We start from the raw sequence: 20034 nt of genomic DNA, 5'->3' as shown, positions 1-20034 counted from the left end.
GAACTAAGCCGCAGGAGAGATTTTTTGCGATTGTCTGGCGCCATGTTTCCGTAAAAACTTCGGAACGTTCTCATCTTACTGATTTCGGGCAGGCAGAGCGTCTGACACCATGATCAGTCGCAAGAAGGAAATCGGCAAATGAAGTCACATGCCAAAGTTGTTGTCGTTGGCGGCGGATGTGTGGGCGCGTCCATTCTGTATGGGCTGACACAGCACGGCTGTAGCGATGCGGTGATGCTGGAACGGACCACGCTGACCTCAGGCTCGACCTGGCATGCGGCCGGTCTGCTGGTCACCTTCGTGCGGTCCCGAAACGTGTCGAAGATGACGATGGAAACCATCCGCATCTATTCCGAAGTCGAACAGAAGATGGGTGCATCTGTAGGCTTGCGCAAAGTGGGTCAGCTGCGCGTTGCCAACACCCAGGAGCGTTGGGATGAATTCCAGTCATATATCTCGATTGCCGAGGCCGCCGGTGTGCCCTGCAAACTGTTGACGCCGGCGGAAATTGCCGATGTTCACCCCCTTTTGAGCCAGTCCGAGCATATTCGCGGCGGTATCCTGCATACCGAGGACGGCTATGTGAACCCGGCCGACATCACCATGGCAATGGCAAAACTGGCGCGGGATGCAGGCGCCACAATCTGTCAGAACACCGAAGCACAGGCGTATAAAAAGCTGGAAAGCGGTCATTGGAAAGTTACCACCAATCAGGGTGAGATTAACTGCGAGCATCTGGTTTTTGCCACCGGCAACTATGCCCGTGAAAATGCCCGGCGCGTTGGGCTGGACCTGCCCTGCATTCCCATCGTTCACCAGTACTGGACCACGGAAACCGTTCCACTGCTCAAGGAACGTCGCGCGCAGGGTTTGCCCGAGTTCCCGATCCTGCGGGATGAGGATTACGGCGCATATCTGCGCGAAGATGTCGGTGGCATTCAGTTCGGGCCCTATGAATTCACCAAGGACCTAAAACTGTTTGCCGAAGACCGCGTGCCACCTGACTTTGGCGCAGACCTCTTGCCCGAGGATTTCGATGCCGTGGAAACCCAATGGGCACGGGCAATCGAACGGGTTCCAGTTCTTGGCGAGGTGGGCATCAAGGCCAACACGCGCGGCCCCTTCCAAATGACGCCGGACGAATTGCCACTTGCCGGGCCAGCGCCGGGGTACAAAAACCTGTGGCTGGCCGAAGGGATGCCCGGTGGCATTCTGTGGGGCGGCACCGTGGGCGAACGGCTGGCCCGCTGGATCGTCGACGGTGATCCGGGCATGGACATGTCGGAACTGGACCCGCGCCGTTTCTCTGACTACGCCTCCAAACGCTGGACCATGGATAAGGTTCGCGAAACCTGGGGAACACATATGAACGCGCATATCCCCGGCGAAGATTTCCCGGACGCGCGCCCAATGAAAACCGTGGGGTCTTACGATCTGCTGACGGCGCATGGCGCAGTCTGGACCAGCTTCAACGGCTACGAATTCCCGCGCTGGTTCGCCAAATCGCCGCAAGAGGCGATCCCTGAACATTCTTTCCGCCGCACTAACCACATGGAACGCGTTCAGGAGGAAGTACGTACCACCCGCGAGGCGGCCGGGTTCATCGAGATGTCGCCGATGACCAAGTTTACTGTACGCGGTCCCGGCGCCGCGCGGTGGCTGGATGGTCTGATGGCAAACAAATTGCCCAAAGTGGGCCGGATGAACCTGTCGCTCTTGTTGAATCCAAAAGGTGGCATGGATGCGGAATACACAGTTGTCCGCTATGCCGAGAATGATTTTTACCTGGTCTCTACCCCGAATTGGCGCGCCTATAACTGGGATCAGCTGCAACGCCTGCTACCACAAGATCAATCGGTTATCCTTGAAGACGTTTCGGAACAGTTGGGTGTGATCGCGCTGGCCGGTCCCAAGGCGCGCGAGATTTTGCAACCATTGACCGACAACGATTTGTCGAATGCTGCTTTTCCCTGGCTCTCTGCACAAAAAGGTGAAGTGGGCTATGCCAAAGACGTTCACCTGCTTCGGGTATCTTACACAGGCGAGCTGGGTTGGGAACTGCACCATCCGGTCGGGTATAACCGCCACCTTGTCGACCTGCTTTTGAAAGCCGGTGTAAAACCCTTCGGTCTTGAGGCTTTGGAATCCATGCGCCTTGAAAAATCCTATCGCGCCATCAACCGCGAGATTTGCAAGGACATGACGCCGTATGAGGCCAGCCTTGATCGGTTTGTTGTCACCGAGGGGCGAGAGTTCATCGGAAAAACGGCGCTGGAGAAGCAGAGAAGCGAGGGCAATCACAAACGGCTGGTCACGTTGAAACTTCCCTTTGGCGAAACTTCGGTGATGTTCGATGAAGGCGTTTATGCAAACGGTGAACTGATCGGGCACGTTACGTCGGGCGGGTTCTCTTATTATTGCAACCACGACATAGCGATGGCACTTGTACCAAACGATTTGACCGCGCCGGGTACACGGATGCAGGTGTTGGTCCATAACGAAATGCGTGATGCCGAGGTGATCGATACTTGCGCCGTTGATCCCACCAGCGCGCGTGCGCGTGCCTGACCCCTGAAGTAAAAAGACTGGATTTGAAAAGATGACCGAACAATCGACCAAAACGCTTTCTCTTGCCGAGGTTCGGGCGCTGGCGAAATCCGTACTTGTTTCTGCCGGTGTAAACGCGCAGGGCAGCGATATTCTGGCCGACATTGTTACCCGGTCCGAGCGGGACGGACCGCGCAGCCACGGATTGCGTATGCTGCCGGTCTATGTCCAAAGCTTCACCTCGGGCTATGCAAACGGCAATGCGAAGCCCAAGTTAGAAAAGGCTGCCCCGGGCGTTCTGCGCTGTGACGCAGATAACGGGTACTATCAGGTCGCCGCAGCAGAAGCCCGCGACGCGTTGATCGAAATGGCGCGGGAAAACGGCATTGCCGCTTTCACCTGCGCAAATTGCCACCATCTGGGCGCGTTGCGGTTTGACACCGAACCGCTGGCCGAAGCGGGTCTGGTAGCTTTCGCCGTGATCAACTCTTTGTCCATGGTGGTGCCGCAAGGCGGGGTGCGCCCGGTATTTGGCACCAATCCGATGTCTTTTGCCTGCCCGCGCGAGGACGGCGCGCCGATAGTCTGGGATCAGGCGTCTTCAATGGTTGCTTTGATGGATATCCGCATGGCCGCAGCCGAAGGGCACGACCTGCCCCGCCCTGCCGGGCTGGACCCTGACGGCGCACCCAGCACGGACCCGAACGCCATTCTGGAGACCCGCAGCCTGTTACCTTTTGGCGAGCACAAGGGCGCCGCAATCGCTTTCATGGTTGAAGTGTTGGGTGCAGCTCTGGCTGGTGGAACCCTTTCCGTAGACAATCAGGAACGCGAGGCGTTCGGGGCCCTGAACATCAAAGGCGGCGCAACACTGATTGCGATTGATCCGACGCGGTTCGGCAACGCGGCCTTCAATCAATATATCACGCGCATTTGCGCAGAAATTGTCGGCAATGGGGAAGCCCGTGTTCCGGGTGACGGGCGTCTGGCCAAACGGGCGGCAGCCGAGGCTGACGGTGTTGTGGTCAGCACCGAGGTTCTGGCCGCGTTAAACGCGTCCTGAAATACCCGCGCTTAGCTTCCTGGCTAGAGAGCCTTCCTGCGACACGGGCGGCTTCAAGCGCCAATCCAGATTTGCCCAGGCGGCAATCCTGCAGAACCAAGCACGGATGCGACAAACCATTCTCCCCTCGGAACGGCGGTCCGTTGTGACCTGAGACGTCGTACTTATCGACCGCCGCCCGAAACAAATAGTCTGGAGAAGAAGTCAAACAGGTCAGCGTGACACTCCAGAGGCAAAACATGCGCCACATATTGGTCCGGTCTGACGACGACCATACAGCCCTTTGTCCGGTCAATTCCGCGCATTTCGTAGATGTCTTCGCGCCTCTTGTGATCAACGCAAAAAACCTTCTCGAAGTCGCGCAGGCCATACCTGCCCTTCTCGGGTTTCAAAAGAGACGGCATATCCTCATAGGCCAGCGAATTGAAATCCTGCGGGAAGATGGCCCGTAGATCTATCAAACCGTCGATGTCTTCGTCAGGGCGCGTAAACCGTCGCAGAGGAGAGTTCGGATCGCTTTGCAAAGCCTCGCAAAGGTGATGGATCGATCCGCCTTGCGTACCTGCGTCTCCCTGTCCAGCGAAGGCATAGAGCCTCCAACGCGCATCCGCTTCGGCCACATGTCCCAATTGCATAGGCATGGCATCCGCAAGCCGGACAACTGGTGCGGAATGAAATCGCTTGCCTATAACCAGCCCACGCGCCAGATGCTGGTGAACCGGTTCGGCGACCAAGTCCGAAGGCCCATAGTGAACCGAAAGCCCGCCGGTGAATTCCAGATTTTCGATAAACTGTTTTTGAAATCGGGGCATGTCGGTGCCGTCAAGCTCTGACTCGCCCGGTGGCGCACTCATGATCCGGGCCCATTTATGGTCGGTTTCGACCAGTCTTTTGGCCTCTTGCAAACGCTCGGCCGAGTAGCTGTGAAGAAGGTCAGGCATTGACCTTCCTGTCAGCACATGTACCAGTTTCCAGCCCAGGTTGAATGTATCGCCCATCGACACGTTCATCCCCTGACCCGCCTTGGGGCTATGGGTGTGGCAGGCGTCGCCCGCCGTGAACACGCGCGGGGTGCGTGTTGCAATTTCATGCTGCGGGACATCGTCGAACTTGTCGGTTAACCTGTGGCCGATCTCGTAGACCGACCACCAAACGACTTCTTTTACGTCGATGGAATAAGGACGCATGATCCGGTTCGCGGCAGCGATGATATGGTCAGCCGTCAGATTGCGGTTGGCGACCCGCTCATCCGGGTTCAGCTTGTCAAGCTCGACATACATTCGGAACAGGTATCCGCCTTCGCGTGGAAGGATCAGAACGTTTCCTTCCGAAGCCGATTGAACAAGGCATTTCCGCCGCAAGTCGGGGAAATCGGAATTCGCCAATATGTCCATAACGCCCCACGCCTGGTGTGCGGCGTCGCCTTGCAGCTTACCCCCGATAGCCCTGCGCACATTGCTGCGTGCACCGTCACAGCCTACGACATAGTTCGCACGTACTGTAAGCCGTTTAACCACGTCACCATCATCGCCCAGGCGTTCAAGCTCGGCCGTGACAGGGTGATCCGTGGAACCGGTATCAATCGTCAAATCGCTGACACGAAGCCCGTAATGGGGTTGCAACCGCGTTGGAGCATTTCTCATCACCTCCAGAAACAGCTCATGAATCCGGGCTTGATTCATCAAGGTATGTGGCATCTCGGATTGATCGTCGGCCACGTCCTGCACCGTGCCCGCCCGGCGGATGTGGTCCGGGTTTGCGGGATCGGGCGTCCAGAATGCCGTTTGGTTGACCCAATACGCTTCGCGCTTCACTTTCTCAGCGAAACCAAACGCCTGAAACATCTCCATCGAACGGACGTTGACACCGTCCGCCTGGCCTTTCTCCATCGGACCCGGCTTTTGATCCACGATCATTGTCGAAATTTCGGCGAACCCGGCCAGTTGCGCCGCAAGGCAAAGCCCGGCCGGTCCACAACCCGCGATCAGAACATCAACCTTTTCGGGGAAGGTTGTGGGGTGGTTGTGGTGACCGAACGCAGCCGGTTTGATATCCGGATCACCCGGACGAAATCCATCAACGTAATATTGCATTGCCCCCTCCTCCGCAGGTTCATGCAATTTTAATAACTATACTTACTATTTCTTGTCAACAAAGATATGTACACTCACTAATTGCCGCGGTAGTTCTGAAAAAGTGACGGCGTAAAGTGATTTCGGAGGTTTTGAATGAGTATTTACGGAATGGCGGGTCACCTCATCCGCAGGCTCAATCAGATTTCAACCCACGTGTTCTCGGTCCGGATGCAGGAGGCCGGGATCGACCTTACATCCGTTCAGTACGCAGCACTTGAAACAATTCGCGCCGAACCCGGCATTGATCAGGCCACAATCGCGGCGAAAATCGCCTATGACCGCGCGACAATCGGCGGGGTTATCGACCGGCTGGAGCAGAAAAACTACGTCAAGCGCGCGGTCAGTCAACGTGACAGACGCGCGCGAGAGGTCACCTTATCCGAAAAAGGAAAAGACATCCTAGCGGCAGCTGCGCCAGTCGTAATTGACCTGCAAAACGAGATACTCGAAGGGCTAACTCCGAATGAACGCGAAACATTCCTGAAGCTCGCAGGCAAGGCAGTTGAAGCTGTCACCGACGATAACACACGGTCTTGAATTCCACCGCGGGCGCTGGTCCAATTGAAACAGGGAAAGCAAATCCACCGTTTTCGCGCTTTAGTTACCGAAAACAGAAACTAAAATCTAAGAAATCTCAATTTACCTTTGAGCCAACCGAGGGCAATGTAATCCTGAGAGGATAACTTGGCGTCCGCGCATAACCTGTCTGTTGCGTAGCGTTTCGACGAAAAGGTTCACATGTGTGAGCATTCTGTTTTCCGAAAAGGACCTGAAACCAAACACTAAGAAAGTGGATCAAAATCGTTATATAACATAACTAATATGAGCAATCATGAACAGGGATGATACTCATAGGTCATCTAGGGAGGAGACCATGACCAACTTGCGCAGAACCATACTCAAATCTGCAGTGGCGGCGATTGCTTTTGGCGCCATGTCAACCACTGCCATTGCGGCCGAAGTGACACTGCGGATGCACCAATTCCTGCCAGCACAAGCCAACGTACCCAAGAACGTTCTGGATGTCTGGGCCGACAAGGTCGAAGCGGATTCGGATGGCCGGATCGAAATTCAAAGGTTTCCGTCCATGCAGCTTGGGGGCAAACCCCCCGAACTGATCGACCAGGCCATTGATGGTGTGGCCGACATTGTCTGGACGGTGTCCGGATATACGCCGGGCCGCTTTCCCCGGACCGAAGTGTTCGAACTGCCGTTCACCATGACGAATGCAGAAGCCGTCTCACGCGCCTATTGGGATCTGGCCGAAGAAACCATGATGGACGATGACTTCAAGCAATTCAAAGTTCTCGGGCTCTGGGTGCACGGGCCCGGTCTTATCCATTCAAAGGAGCCGATCGAAAGCATCGAGGATCTGAACGGTGTAAAGCTGCGCGCACCGACACGCGTAACGAACGGCCTTTTCAGCTCGCTTGGGGCGACCCCGGTTGGCATGCCTGTTCCCGCGGTACCTGAAGCGCTGTCTAAAGGCGTGATCGACGCAACTGTGATTCCCTGGGAAGTGACAGGCGCCCTGAAGGTCAACGAACTGGTCGGAAACCACACGACCTTTGGCGATGACACGCTATATACCACCACCTTCATCTTCGCGATGAACAAGGACCGCTGGGATGCATTGCCGGATGATCTGAAGGCCGTCATCGACGCCAACTCGGGCGCTGAATTCTCGGCCTTCGCAGGCAAGCAGATGCAGGCCGATGATGACGGGCCACACAAGCAGGCGATGGAACGCGGCAACAACATCATCACGCTGAGCCCGGAACAGGTTGCGGAATGGAAGGCAGCATCACAGCCGACCACTGACGCCTGGATCGCCGAAATGGATGAAAAAGGTCTGGACGGAACCGGCTTGCGCGCCCGCGCGCTCGAACTGATTTCGCAATACTCCGGCAACTGATCCGGTCGCTCTTCCGGCGCTATTTCCCGCTGGGAGAGCAATCCCTTTGGAGTTGATCATGCAGAAACAGGTTGAGCGCATCGCGCGCTTCATGGCCGTTCTCGGCGGTGTGGTTCTGACTGCGCTGGTCCTGCTGACCTGTGTCAGCGTGCTGGGGCGCGGCTTGAACACGCTGGGTCACTCGGACATTCTGACGTCACTGTCGGAAGCAGCGGCAAATGCGCTGATTGCATCGGGCGTCGGGCCGGTGAATGGCGATTTTGAACTGGTCGAAGCCGGCGTTGCATTCGCCATATTCTCGTTCCTGCCGATCTGCCAGCTCTACGGCTCTCACGCCACGGTCGATGTATTCACAAACGCCCTTCCGGCTAAAGTGAACAAGGTGATCATCACGTTCTGGGAAATCGTCCTGTCGCTTGTCATCCTTTTGATTACATGGCGCCTGTTTGTCGGCATGCAAAACAAGCTGGACTATGGTGAAACGACCTTTCTGCTGCAATTTCCGGTTTGGTGGGCCTATGGGCTAAGCTTTGTTGCCGCCCTTGTCGCATCACTTGTTGCTGTCTATTGCGCCGTCGCGCAGGTCATCGAGCTTGTCACCGGGCGTCATATCCTGCCCTATCGCGGGGAGGCCGCACATTGACCATGCTCGAACTGGGCTACGTGTCCTTTCCCGTACTTCTTATCATGATTTTCCTGCGCGCACCGATTGGCCTTGCCATGTTGCTGTGCGGGATTGGCGGGCTGTATTTTGCCATGGGTGGCACCAGCATGTTCATGGCCAAGCTCAAAACCGAAACCTACTCTACCTTCTCCAGCTATTCGCTGACGATCATTCCGATGTTCCTGCTGATGGGGCAGTTCGCGACATTATCGGGCATGTCTTCGGCCTTGTTCAAAGCGGCCGAAAGCTGGTTGGGCCACCGTAAAGGGGGCGTCGCCATGGCGGCAGTTGGCGCTTGTGCCGGATTTGGCGCAATCTGCGGGTCCTCCCTGGCCACCGCCGCGACGATGAGCCGTGTCGCGCTGCCCGAACTGCGCCGCTACGGCTATTCCGGCGGGTTTTCGACCGCAACGCTTGCTGCTGGCGGCACATTGGGCATTCTGATCCCGCCTTCGGTGATCCTTGTGATCTATGCAATCCTGACGGAACAGAATATCGCCAAACTGTTTCTCGCGGCCTTTGTCCCCGGCATTCTGGCAGCGCTCGGCTATATCATCACGATTTCGATCTATGTGCGCATGTATCCTGACGCCGCGGGCACCCGCGAAGCGATCCCTTATCCTGAACGCGTACGGGCACTGCTGGATGTCTGGCCTGTCCTGCTGGTTTTTGGCCTTGTTGTTGGTGGCATCTATCTTGGCTGGTTCACCCCAACCGAAGGCGCAGCCGTGGGGGCGGCGGGAACCGGGTTGATCGCTCTGATCTCGGGCAATCTGAACTGGCAGGTCTTCGTCGAAAGCATCATTGCCACGGCCTCAAGCACGGCGATGATCTTCTTCATCGTGTTGGGCGCAGGGCTGTATAACAGTTTCCTAGCGCTCACTCAGGTACCGCAGGAACTGTCTGGCTGGGTCGTTGGACTTGGGCTCAGCCCGTGGATGGTGTTGTGCCTGATCCTGGTGTTCTATCTGATCTTCGGATGTCTTATGGACAGCCTGTCAATGATCCTGCTGACAATCCCGATCTTCTTTCCGGTCATCAGCGCACTGGATTTCGGCATGAGCCCCGAACATGTGGCCATCTGGTTCGGTATTCTGGTTCTGATCGTTGTCGAGGTCGGGCTGATCACCCCTCCGGTCGGAATGAATCTGTTCATTATCAACGCCATGGATCGTTCAACCCCGATGACCCAAACTTACAAGGCAGTCATGTGGTTCGTCACCTCTGACATCATTCGGGTCATGATCCTGGTGCTGTTTCCAGCCATTACCCTGTTCCTGATCCCCTAGCTTAGACACCAACAGCGGTCCGGAGCAGGCCCATCCGAAAATAGGTATGAGATACAACAATGATTGAGCATACTAAATTGGAGAGAGCACCATGCAGTTAAGTGGATGTATCGCCCTGGTCACCGGCGGTGGAAGCGGACTGGGCGCTGCAACGGCAAGGCATTTCGCCGCCAGCGGAGTAAAGGTTGCCGTTTTGGATTTCAATGCTGCAGGTGCGAAGGCAGTCGCTGACGAAATTGGTGGTCTTGCCCTGCAAGCCGATGTCAGTGACGAGGCCGCCGTCAGTGCCGCGTTTGAGACGGCAGTATCCCATTTCGGGTCGGCGCCCAGAATCGCCGTCAGTTGTGCAGGCGTCGGCATGGCGGCCAGGATCGTTGGGCGCGAAGGCAAGCTGTCATTCGACGTGTTCGAGAAAACTCTGCGCGTGAACCTTTTTGGCACCTACAACGTGATGAGCCACGCGGCGAGACTCATGGCCGAGCTGGACCCGTTGGCTGACGGTGAACGCGGTGTGATCATCAACACGGCGTCGGTTGCGTGGCAGGACGGTCAATTGGGTCAAGCGGCATATGCCGCGTCCAAAGGGGCAATCGCGTCGATGTGCCTGCCTGCCGCTCGGGAACTCGCACAGTCGGGTATTCGGGTGATGGCTATCGCACCCGGCCTGTTCCACACGCCAATGATGGAAGGCTTGCCGGAAGAGGTCACTGCCAAGATCACTGCGAACATTCCTTTCCCTGCCCGCCTTGGCGAAGCGCGCGAGTTCGCAATGCTCGCCGAACAGATCGTTGAAAACCCGTTTTTGAATGGCACCACTATTCGACTTGACGGCGCCGTTCGTCTGCCGCCCCGGTAAGGAGTTCCCCATGGACAGCCAAATCCTGAACATTGAGGTCAACGGATCCATCGCGACCCTGACCATGAACCGCCCCGACAAGCGAAACGCGATGTGCGAGGAACTGTTGGGAGCGCTGGATGATTTCTTTTCTGCACCACCCAAGAACGTGCGTGTGGTGATCCTGACCGGAACTGAAGGGCACTATTGTTCCGGATTGGACCTGTCCGAGCATGTTCATCGTACAGCCGAGGAAAACCTGCATCATTCCCGCCACTGGCACAGTGTCATGGACAAGATCCAGTTTGGTGGGCTTGCGGTTGTCTCGGCCATGTTTGGTGCCGTGATCGGCGGCGGGCTGGAGCTTGCAGCGGCAACACATGTTCGCATCGCTGAACCTTCGACGATCTTTCAGCTTCCCGAAGGCCGCCGCGGAATATTTGTCGGCGGCGGTGCGACCGCGCGGGTCGGTCGCCTGCTGGGGGCCGATCGGATGACCGAGATGATGCTGACCGGCCGCAAATATGGTTCCGATGAAGGGGTATCGCTGGGGCTGGCACATTATAGCGTTGGTGAAGGCGAGGCTTTGGCGCTGGCCCAAACGCTGGCAGGTAAGATTTCCCGAAACGCGCCACTGTCCAACTATCTGATGATTCAGGCGGTCGCGCGGATCAATGAAATGTCGCAAAACGACGGGCTGTTTACTGAATCTCTGGCTGCGGCCCTGTCGCAAACAACACCGGATGCGCAGGAGGGGCTGCGGGCCTTTCTTGAAAAGCGCGCCCCGAACTTCAGGTGAACACATGAAAAGGAAACATGAACACACGCCAGAAGACGGCGCACCAAACACGATTAGCGATGCTACGCTGCGGGGGTTTGTCGGGTATCGCATGAAACGGGCCTTCAATGTGGTGCAGGAAGATCTGACGACAACTCTGCGCCCCTTTGATCTGCGAATGCTGACGTATACGGCACTGGTTCTCATCGTCGACAACCCCGGTTTGCGGCAGTCCCAACTGGCTGACGCAATGGATATCGAGCGCCCGAACCTTGTTGTTATCATTGATGAACTGGAACGCAGGGAACTGATCGTCCGCGACCGGGTACCCACCGACCGGCGCGCCTATGCCCTCAGGACGACACTGGCGGGAAGGCAATTATATGAAAAGGCCGTCGCCGCGGTTACCGCCCACGAAGGCAAGCTGATGGCCGGTTTGGATGACGCAACCATCACCACCGTTTTCGATGCCCTCAGGACGATCGAAAAAGCGAGGAAAAGGGGCTGATCATGCAACGCACATCGGAATACCTGGTGCATTCTGTTTCGCGCGAAGATCGGGCCGACGGCTCCATCCTGCTAAAATCGAACCACACTCTTGGTCCTGTCGTCGACAAAACCGGTGTCTGGCTGCACACCTGGGCCTCGGACGCGCCTGACCGCACGTTCATTGCTGAACGCAGCGGCGCGGGATGGCGCAAGGAAAGCTATGCGACCACGCTTGAAAAGGTGCGAGCCATCGCAAGCTCGCTATTGGGGCGTGGGATGGGGCCAGACACGCCGATCCTGATCATGAGCGGTAACGGCTTGGATCATGGCCTTCTGAGTCTGGCTGCTCAGTATATCGGCATACCAACAGCCCCCGTGGCTGAGCAGTACGCGTTGATCCATGGCGCGCACGGCCGCCTGCGCCATGCCATCGAACTGGCGCGCCCGAAGATGGCCTATGTCGTCGATGCGGATAAATACCGAGAGGCGCTGGAACTGGATGCGCTTCAAGGGGTCGAAATCGTAGCCAGCCGACAAGGCAGGAACAGTCAGGTCACAGCGTTCGACGAACTTCTCAAAGGGGATGTCAGTGTCGATCTTGGGGCCGCCTATGAACTGGTTGGCCCCGACTCCGTCGCCAAGATCCTGATGACCAGCGGTTCAACCTCGGCCCCGAAAGGGGTCATCACGACCCAACGCATGATGTGTGTGAACCAAACCATGCTGGCGGACGCGTTGCCATTTCTGCGCACGCGTCCGCCCCGAGTGGTCGATTGGCTGCCATGGAACCACGTCTTTGGCGGATCACATAATTTCAACATGATGCTCGCCAACGGCGGAAGCTTCTACATCGACGACGGCAAACCGGTAGCTGGTCTGTTTGAGAGGACGCTGGAAAACCTGTCCATGGTCACCGGCACGCTCAGCTTCAATGTTCCCGTAGGTTACGGCATGCTGCTGGGCGCATTGCAGCGGGATGGCGATTTGCGTCGGCGGTTCTTCGAAGAACTTGATCTGATCTTTTATGCGGGCGCTTCACTGCCACAGGACATCTGGTCTGGATTTGAACAGATGGCGCTGGATGTCAAAGGTGAGATACCGCTGATGACCTCGTCCTGGGGACTGACCGAGACAGCGCCCGCCACAATGATGCAGTCCGAGCCCATTGATCGTTCCGGGGTTGTTGGCGTTCCGATGAACGGCGTGACACTCAAGCTGATACCGGATGAAGACATGCGGTGCGAAGTGCGCATCAAAGGGCCAAACGTGATGCCAGGTTATTTTAACGAACCCGAAAAGACGGCCAGTGTTTTCGATGAAGAAGGGTTTTTCATTACCGGCGACGCCATGCGGTTCATCGACCCGCAGGACGTAAACAAAGGTATGAAATTCGATGGCCGGATTTCTGAAGATTTCAAGTTGCTGACCGGTACATGGGTGCGTGCCGCGCAATTGCGGATGGACTTGTTGACCTGTCTTGCGCCTCTTGCCTCAGATCTGGTCATTACAGGTGCCGACAGAAATGAGATCGGCGTCATGGTCTTTCCCGATGTTGCCGAGCTGAAGCGGGAAGGATTTGACCTGAACGACGACAGTGGCGCCTACTGCTGCAAATTGCTGCAAGGCGAAATTCACCGCCGCCTGGCAGAGCGCGCCCGCGAGTTATCGGGCAGTTCCACACGGGTCGGGCGCGCCATTGTCCTTAGCGAGCCCGCCTCGATGCCCGAGGGCGAAATGACCGCCAAGGGGAACCTCAATTTCCGCAAAATACTGACACGGCGGCAAAATTTACTTGAGCGTCTTTATGACGACGCCGACCCGGCAATCGTAAAGATCTGAGAAAGGAACGAACAGATGGTCGATATCACCAAGGTTCGCGCAATCGACATTCACACCCACGCTGAAGAACCCTGCGGGTGCCACTCGGATGATGGCTATGACGACCTGCAGGCAACCATGGCCAATTACTTTGGCGCTCCGTGGAGCCACCCGCCTACGGTTCCCGAAACTGCACAGCACTATCGCGAGCAAAACATAGCCGCGGTGATCTTCCCGGTCGATGCCGAGCGGGAAACCGGCTATCGGCGCTACAAGAACGAAGAAGTTGCCGCTTTGGCGGCGGAAAATGACGATGTGCTCATCCCGTTTGCGTCAATCGATCCGCACAAGGGCAAGATGGGCGCACGCGAGGCGCGCCGCCTGATCCGTGAATTTGGTATCAAAGGGTTCAAGTTTCATCCGACGATGCAGGGGTTCTACCCCAATGACCGTATGGCTTATGAACTATACGAGGCAATCGCCGAGGAAGGCTGCATCGCCCTGTTTCACACAGGCCAGACCGGTGTCGGTTCGGGCATGCGCGGCGGTAACGGAATGCGGCTTAAATACTCGAACCCGATGTTCATGGATGACGTCGCCGTCGATTTTCCGGATATGAAGATCATCCTCGCCCATCCGTCATTTCCCTGGCAGGAAGAGGCTCTGTCCGTGGCACAACACAAGCCCAACGTCTATATCGACCTGTCCGGTTGGTCACCAAAGTATTTCCCCGAGATTCTGGTGAAATACTGCAACTCGATCCTCAGGAAAAAGGTCCTGTTTGGGTCCGACTGGCCAATGATCACTCCTGAACGCTGGCTGTCGGATTTCGAGAAGATCAATATCAAGGACGAACTGCGCCCGGACATCATCAAAGGCAATGCCGCGCGCCTGCTGGGACTGATCCCGTGATGCTGCCCCCCGCCCCATCGCGTCCCTACCCAGTCACTTTGAGCTTCGACAGTGCCAAACCGCCAGAACCGGGCCGCGTCGTGGCCGTCGGAATCGCTAACTGTCGGGTGATATGACCATGAAGCCATTCGAAGCCCCGCTTGCGGACATCTTATTCACGTTGAACCACGTAGCCCGGGCTACCGAGCTTCCAGACTGGGACGCTGACCTGGCTGGTGAGATCGGCGAACATTTTGCCGCCTTCGCACAAGGTGAAATTGCCCCGCTGGACGAGCCGGGAGACAGGCAGGGATGCACGCTGGAAAACGGTCGCGTATCCATGCCCGACGGCTTTGCCCAAGTTTATGCCACGTATTCGGAACAGGGCTGGCCCTCTCTCACCGTGCCTGAAGAATATGGCGGTCAAGGGCTTGGTGCCCTGATGCTGGCAATTACCTCCGAGGTGTTTTCGGGCGCAAACCACAGCCTTCAGATGGTTACGGGGTTGGTTCCGGGCGCGGTGCGTACCTTGATGCGCTTTGGCACAGAGGATCAGCAATACCGGTACATTCCGTCTCTGGCCTCGGGTGAAACTCTGGCCACCATGTGCCTGACCGAACCTGGGGCCGGATCTGACCTTTCACGCGTGCGCTGCCGGGCGGAACCTGCCGAGGATGGCTGGAGGATCACGGGCGAAAAAATCTTTATCTCTGGCGGTGACCAGGACATGAGCGATCACATCCTGCATCTTGTGCTTGCGCGCACGTCCGATGACGGCGTCAGAGGTTTATCGCTGTTTCTATGCCCCAGCTCCTGCACTGACGGCAGCCGCAACCACGCTACCGTAACGCGCATCGAGGAAAAGATGGGCCTGCATGCCTCGCCCACGTGCCAGCTGGCATTTGATGGGGCCAAAGCCGAATTGATCGGGGCCGAGGGTGAAGGTCTGATGGCCATGTTCACCATGATGAACCACGCCCGGCTTGATGTCGCCCTACAGGGTGTCGCGCACGCCGCGCGGGCCTATGACATTGCCAGTACTTATGCCAGTGAAAGGGTGCAGGGACGCAATGCCGACGGTCGACCGGCAACACTGGATCAACATGCCGACATCCGCCGCATGCTGGATCAAATCGACTGGCTGGCAATCAGTAGCCGCAGTCTTGCACATCTTGCATTTGTCACCATGGAACGGGGTACATCGCCTGACCTGGTCGATTTTCTGACCCCGGTTGCCAAGGTCTATTGCACCGACGCCGGTATCGAGGCCGCCGAAATGGGTATGCAGGTACTGGGCGGCTATGGCTATTTGCGCGAATACCGGCTGGAGCAGACCTATCGTGATGCCCGTATTACCTCGATTTACGAAGGGGCCAACGGCATACACGCGCGTATGCTGGCAACACGTCTGGCCGCAGGGCCTGCGGGCGACGCCTTTGCCGAATTTGTTGCACAAGAAGCCGAGCATTGGACATGCAATGCTATTTCGGACGCACTGGACACTTGGCAATCCGCTCGCAGAAAGCTGAAGCAGGGTGACAGCGCGGCGATGGCGCATGGGTTCATGCAAACGACGATTGATACCGCTCTGATCTGCTTGCGGGCGCGGCTGCGCAACGCCGCGAGCCTCCACCCATCCCCGGAACGGATCAAACGCATTTGCGGTTGAGGCTTGATCCACACGCACCGATTATCGACAACCAATACCCATCGCCAGTCGGACAGAAAGGCAGGCAACATGACAGATCCAAAAGTGCTGATCGCGGGCGGTGGTATTGCCGGGTTGTCGCTGGCGCTGACACTGCATCAGATTGGCATCGACTGCACCGTCTTTGAAAGCGTTCGGCACCCGCGCCCGCTGGGTGTCGGGATAAACCTGCAACCCAACGCCGTGCGTGAGTTGTACGATCTGGGTTTCAAGGCTCAGGACCTGGATGGGTTTGGCGTCCCTGCGCAGGAATGGGCGCTTGTCGGGCTGAACGGGCACGAGATTTACTCGGAACCGCGCGGAACTTTTGCCGGTTACAACTGGCCGCAATACGCGGTGCATCGCGGCGCGTTTCACATGGCGCTTTACAAGCGGTTTGTCGAACGCGCAGGCCCGGATGCCGTACGCCTTGGCGCTCGGGCCACTGGGTACCAGATCAATGCGGACGGGACGGTTACAGTGCGGCTGCAAACTGACGAGGGGGCTATCCGCGAAACCGGTGCCATTCTGATCGGCGCCGACGGTATCCATTCAGCCATCCGCGCCCAAATGCATCCAAGCCAACCTCCGATCCACTGGGGAGGCGCCGTCATGTGGCGCGGCACAACATTGGCAAAGCCTGTGCGCACGGGTTCCTCCTTTGTCGGACTGGGTACGCATAAGAAACGAATGGTGATCTACCCGATCTCGCACCCCGACCCCGAAACCGGCTTGGCGCTGATAAACTGGATTGCCGAAGTCACCCACGATGACCCGGCCGCGCATGCGGCAACCGGATGGTTCCGGCAGGTTGAGGCCAAGGATTTTGCGCACCATTTTGACGGCTGGACCTATGACTGGCTGGATGTTCCAGCTCTGATCCGCGGTGCGGATGTGACATATGAAAACCCGATGATCGACCGCGATCCGGTTGAAACGTGGGTTGACGGGCCGGTTGCCTTGATCGGAGACGCCGCCCATCCGATGTACCCCACCGGTTCGAATGGGGCCAGCCAAGCGATCATGGACGCCCGCGTTTTGGGGGCCAGCTTGCTCAAGCATGGCGTGGGTCCAACCGCGCTGGCGGCTTATGATGACACGCTGTGCGGGCCGGTGTCAGACCTTGTCCTTCGCAATCGGGGTGCCGGGCCTTTTGGCCTGTTGAACTTGGTCAACGACCGCTGTGCCGGTGTGTTCGACGATATTGAAACGGTCATTCCCTTGGCTGAAAGGGCCAGTTTCATGGCCAAATACAAAGCTGCCGCCGGTTTCGCGCGTGATGCCCTGAACAGTGCACCGCCAACGATTGCGCCCGGCTCGCAACTTGTGTGGCAGGTGTAATGTATGAGCCGTCGGAAATAGAACACCTGCGCCTATGACAACAGCGTTTCGCCGGGCCTGTGTATCGCCCGCAAAATCACTCGCTGCCGTGAACGATTTTGCGGTACCGCAGCTTGCCCCTCTGAATTTTCGTTTGTGGCGAAACGACCAACAGCTAAACGGAAAGAATGTACCGGATCAGACCTGTCTGAACGCCAGACATGGTTTGATCGAAGAAAATTAATTTCATTGCACCGCCTTCTCATGTTCAATTGCACGCAAGGCGACAGGGCCATTGAAAGGATTGAATATGCAGGATCATGGATATGCGTCAGGACGACTGAACCTACCTTTCGTTGGAATATCGACCTTTGGAAAATCTCCGTATGTCGAGGATTGGGATAATATTGATGCGGATGTTTGTGTCCTAGGTGCCCCCTTTGATTTCGGCACGCAATGGCGCGCCGGGGCAAGGTTCGGCCCTCGGGCCGTGCGCGAAGCTTCGACCCTGTTCAGTTTTGGACATGCTGGAGCATATGACCACGAAGACGATGCAACCTATCTGGACAGTTCCGTGCGTATCGTGGATTTGGGGGATGCAGATATCGTCCACACAAAGACCGAGGTCAGCCACGAAAACATCGCCTATGGTGTTCGCAAAATTCTGTTCGCCGGGGCGCTGCCGCTTGTGATCGGCGGCGATCACTCTGTCAACATTCCCTGCATTTCCGCGTTTGAATATGATTGTGCACAAAATGGCCCGATCCACGTGGTTCAAATCGATGCGCATCTGGATTTCGTGGACGAGCGTCACGGTGTCACCAATGGCCACGGCAACCCCATGCGACGGGCGATCGAGAAAGACTATGTCTCGGGGATGACCCAGTTGGGCATTCGGAACGTCTCGTCAACCGCCAAGGAAGGATACGAGGACGCACGCGCACGTGGATCAGACATCCTGTCCGTGCGTCAGGTGAGAAAGCTGGGAACCGGGGGCGTTCTTGAACGCATTCCTGAAGGTGCTCGGTACTATGTGACAATAGATATCGACGCCTTTTGCCCCTCTATCGCGGCGGGGACTGGGACGCCAAGCCATGGGGGATTTTTGTATTATGACGTTCTGGAAATCCTTCAGGGCCTCGCTAAACGCGGCAATGTCGTCGGCATCGACCTTGTCGAAGTGGCACCAGCCTATGACCCCAGCGAAAGCACGCAGATTTTGGCCGCGCAGCTATTGTTGAATTTCCTGGGTTTTATCTTTCACGAACGCGCCGGTCGCGAAAAATGAAGGGGGAGCGTTTGCTCCCCCTTCTTTGTATCAGGCACCGATGATGTTGTGGCCGGGCCCATATGGGAAGCCGGTGATGTTCTCGGCCCCGTCTTCGCCCACCACCAGAATATCATGCTCGCGGTAGCCCCCTGCACCGGGTTGCCCTTCGGGGATCCACAGCATGGGCTCGATTGAAACGACCATGCCAGGTTCCAGCACGGTGTCGATATCCTCGCGCAGTTCCAGACCCGCCTCACGCCCGTAATAGTGGCTGAGAACGCCGAACGAGTGGCCATACCCGAACGAGCGGTATTGCAGCAGCCCCTCATCGGCAAAGAAACGGTTGATCTCGGCGGTGATGCCTGAACAGGTCGCACCGGGTTTGATCAGGCTCAGGCCCAGTTCATGGGCCGCCACATTGGCCTTCCAAAGGCGCAGGCTGTCAGCGTCCGGCTCGCCCAGAAACAGGGTACGTTCCAGCGCGGTGTAATAGCCCGAGATCATCGGGAAAGTGTTCAGCGACAGGATATCGCCTTTTTGCAGAGCGCGTTTTGTAACCGGGTTATGTGCGCCATCGGTGTTCAGCCCGGACTGGAACCAAACCCAGGTGTCGCGATATTCGGCGTCTGGATAAGCGCGCGCGATTTCCTCTTCCATTGCGTCACGGCCCGCCATGGCAATCTCGATCTCAGTTGCGCCTTCACGGATGGCGGCATGGATCGCCGCCCCGCCAACATCCGCGGTGCGAGCCCCACCCTTGATCAATTCAATCTCTTCAGCGGATTTGACCATGCGCGCGGTCATTGTATCCGGCGCGATGTCAACCAGCTCGGGGGTACCCAGCATCCGCAGGGCGGTGTCGCGGGCGGCCAGCGTCATGTGGTCGCCTTCAATGCCGATCCGCTTGGCGTTGCCGATCAGACTTGCAACCGCACGCCAATAGTTGTCGCGCTTCCAGTCAGTATAAATCACGTTGTCTTCGACTGACCGGCGCCACGGTTGCCCGGCGTCGATGTTGGCCGAAACGGTGGTGCAGGCCTCTTGGGTGACCACGCAGCCATACGGACGGCCAAAGGAACAATACAGAAAGCCCGAGTAGTAGGCGATATTTTGCATTGATGTCAGCAGAACCGCAGGAATATCACGTGCGGCCATAATGCTGCGAAGCCTGCTGAGACGGCGATCATACTCACCCTTGCTGAACGGCAAAGGCGCTTTGTCACCATTGTGACAGGTAAAGAATTCGGGGCGTTTTGTTGTGTCGGTCATCACTTGGTCTCTCATCTTTGCCGGGCGACAAATCCCGGCCACATGTCCCGGCGTTCAGGACAGG

General features: G+C 57.2%; 16 protein-coding genes. 14 read left to right on the top strand and 2 right to left on the bottom strand.

Features of this window, described 5'->3' with window-relative positions:
- Positions 1–138: 138 nt before the first annotated feature.
- Positions 139–2568 (top strand): GcvT family protein, encoded by a 2430-nt coding sequence (locus tag ACR0LL_RS01865; protein WP_480583429.1) that lies wholly within the window; start codon positions 139–141, stop codon positions 2566–2568.
- Positions 2569–2599: 31 nt separating this feature from the next.
- Positions 2600–3610 carry an Ldh family oxidoreductase gene (locus ACR0LL_RS01860; RefSeq protein WP_480583426.1) on the top strand — a complete coding sequence of 337 codons (1011 nt, stop codon included), beginning with the start codon at positions 2600–2602 and terminating at the stop codon, positions 3608–3610.
- Positions 3611–3774: 164 nt separating this feature from the next.
- Here the strand turns inward: ACR0LL_RS01860 and ACR0LL_RS01855 are convergent, their stop codons facing one another.
- Positions 3775–5703 (bottom strand): FAD-dependent monooxygenase, encoded by a 1929-nt coding sequence (locus ACR0LL_RS01855; protein WP_480583423.1) that lies wholly within the window; start codon positions 5701–5703, stop codon positions 3775–3777.
- Positions 5704–5838: 135 nt separating this feature from the next.
- Between ACR0LL_RS01855 and ACR0LL_RS01850 the strand changes: the two genes are divergently transcribed.
- From ACR0LL_RS01850 to speB, 12 genes are all read left to right on the top strand, one after another.
- Complete coding sequence (locus ACR0LL_RS01850; RefSeq protein ID WP_480583420.1) at positions 5839–6282, top strand: MarR family winged helix-turn-helix transcriptional regulator; 444 nt, start codon at positions 5839–5841, stop codon at positions 6280–6282.
- A gap of 337 nt (positions 6283–6619) precedes the next feature.
- Positions 6620–7660 (top strand): TRAP transporter substrate-binding protein, encoded by a 1041-nt coding sequence (locus tag ACR0LL_RS01845; protein ID WP_480476338.1) that lies wholly within the window; start codon positions 6620–6622, stop codon positions 7658–7660.
- A 58-nt stretch (positions 7661–7718) separates the two neighbouring features.
- On the top strand, positions 7719–8303 hold the full coding sequence (locus ACR0LL_RS01840) for a TRAP transporter small permease (protein WP_480583417.1): 585 nt from the start codon (positions 7719–7721) through the stop codon (positions 8301–8303).
- Positions 8300–9613, top strand: a complete 1314-nt coding sequence (locus ACR0LL_RS01835; protein WP_209504353.1) for a TRAP transporter large permease — start codon at positions 8300–8302, stop codon at positions 9611–9613. The genes ACR0LL_RS01840 and ACR0LL_RS01835 overlap by 4 nt, the downstream gene beginning before the upstream one ends.
- 91 nt (positions 9614–9704) lie before the next feature.
- The gene (locus ACR0LL_RS01830) at positions 9705–10469 is read left to right on the top strand and encodes an SDR family NAD(P)-dependent oxidoreductase (protein WP_480583415.1); all 765 of its coding nucleotides are present in this window, start codon (positions 9705–9707) and stop codon (positions 10467–10469) included.
- A 10-nt stretch (positions 10470–10479) separates the two neighbouring features.
- On the top strand, positions 10480–11247 hold the full coding sequence (locus tag ACR0LL_RS01825; protein ID WP_480583412.1) for a crotonase/enoyl-CoA hydratase family protein: 768 nt from the start codon (positions 10480–10482) through the stop codon (positions 11245–11247).
- A 4-nt stretch (positions 11248–11251) separates the two neighbouring features.
- Positions 11252–11734, top strand: coding sequence for a MarR family winged helix-turn-helix transcriptional regulator (locus ACR0LL_RS01820; RefSeq protein WP_480583409.1), 483 nt, complete (start codon positions 11252–11254; stop codon positions 11732–11734).
- A 2-nt stretch (positions 11735–11736) separates the two neighbouring features.
- Positions 11737–13554 (top strand): feruloyl-CoA synthase, encoded by a 1818-nt coding sequence (locus ACR0LL_RS01815; protein WP_480583407.1) that lies wholly within the window; start codon positions 11737–11739, stop codon positions 13552–13554.
- A 15-nt stretch (positions 13555–13569) separates the two neighbouring features.
- Positions 13570–14445, top strand: coding sequence for an amidohydrolase family protein (locus tag ACR0LL_RS01810; protein WP_480583405.1), 876 nt, complete (start codon positions 13570–13572; stop codon positions 14443–14445).
- 118 nt (positions 14446–14563) lie between these two features.
- Positions 14564–16093 (top strand): acyl-CoA dehydrogenase family protein, encoded by a 1530-nt coding sequence (locus tag ACR0LL_RS01805; protein WP_480583403.1) that lies wholly within the window; start codon positions 14564–14566, stop codon positions 16091–16093.
- 69 nt (positions 16094–16162) lie between these two features.
- Positions 16163–17452 carry a flavin-dependent oxidoreductase gene (locus tag ACR0LL_RS01800; protein WP_480583401.1) on the top strand — a complete coding sequence of 430 codons (1290 nt, stop codon included), beginning with the start codon at positions 16163–16165 and terminating at the stop codon, positions 17450–17452.
- Between the two features lie 289 nt (positions 17453–17741).
- Positions 17742–18719 carry an agmatinase gene (gene speB, locus ACR0LL_RS01795; RefSeq protein ID WP_480583398.1) on the top strand — a complete coding sequence of 326 codons (978 nt, stop codon included), beginning with the start codon at positions 17742–17744 and terminating at the stop codon, positions 18717–18719.
- Positions 18720–18749: 30 nt separating this feature from the next.
- Here speB and ACR0LL_RS01790 read toward each other — a convergent pair whose 3' ends face one another.
- The gene (locus ACR0LL_RS01790; protein WP_480583395.1) at positions 18750–19970 is read right to left on the bottom strand and encodes an aminopeptidase P family protein; all 1221 of its coding nucleotides are present in this window, start codon (positions 19968–19970) and stop codon (positions 18750–18752) included.
- Positions 19971–20034 lie beyond the last annotated feature (64 nt).

The organism is Ruegeria sp. AI2, assembly GCF_056541275.1.
Note: the sequence above shows the minus strand (reverse complement) of the source record. Positions and strands in the feature narration are given on the sequence as shown.

Coding starts and splice junctions, on each gene's coding strand:
- ACR0LL_RS01865 (WP_480583429.1), top strand. CDS start 139: ATGAAGTCACATGCCAAAGTTGTTGTCGTTGGCGGCGGATGTGTGGGC.
- ACR0LL_RS01815 (WP_480583407.1), top strand. CDS start 11,737: ATGCAACGCACATCGGAATACCTGGTGCATTCTGTTTCGCGCGAAGAT.
- ACR0LL_RS01850 (WP_480583420.1), top strand. CDS start 5,839: ATGAGTATTTACGGAATGGCGGGTCACCTCATCCGCAGGCTCAATCAG.
- ACR0LL_RS01825 (WP_480583412.1), top strand. CDS start 10,480: ATGGACAGCCAAATCCTGAACATTGAGGTCAACGGATCCATCGCGACC.
- ACR0LL_RS01840 (WP_480583417.1), top strand. CDS start 7,719: ATGCAGAAACAGGTTGAGCGCATCGCGCGCTTCATGGCCGTTCTCGGC.
- ACR0LL_RS01830 (WP_480583415.1), top strand. CDS start 9,705: ATGCAGTTAAGTGGATGTATCGCCCTGGTCACCGGCGGTGGAAGCGGA.
- ACR0LL_RS01810 (WP_480583405.1), top strand. CDS start 13,570: ATGGTCGATATCACCAAGGTTCGCGCAATCGACATTCACACCCACGCT.
- ACR0LL_RS01845 (WP_480476338.1), top strand. CDS start 6,620: ATGACCAACTTGCGCAGAACCATACTCAAATCTGCAGTGGCGGCGATT.
- ACR0LL_RS01820 (WP_480583409.1), top strand. CDS start 11,252: ATGAAAAGGAAACATGAACACACGCCAGAAGACGGCGCACCAAACACG.
- speB (WP_480583398.1), top strand. CDS start 17,742: ATGCAGGATCATGGATATGCGTCAGGACGACTGAACCTACCTTTCGTT.
- ACR0LL_RS01855 (WP_480583423.1), bottom strand. CDS start 5,703: ATGCAATATTACGTTGATGGATTTCGTCCGGGTGATCCGGATATCAAA.
- ACR0LL_RS01805 (WP_480583403.1), top strand. CDS start 14,564: ATGAAGCCATTCGAAGCCCCGCTTGCGGACATCTTATTCACGTTGAAC.
- ACR0LL_RS01860 (WP_480583426.1), top strand. CDS start 2,600: ATGACCGAACAATCGACCAAAACGCTTTCTCTTGCCGAGGTTCGGGCG.
- ACR0LL_RS01790 (WP_480583395.1), bottom strand. CDS start 19,970: ATGACCGACACAACAAAACGCCCCGAATTCTTTACCTGTCACAATGGT.
- ACR0LL_RS01800 (WP_480583401.1), top strand. CDS start 16,163: ATGACAGATCCAAAAGTGCTGATCGCGGGCGGTGGTATTGCCGGGTTG.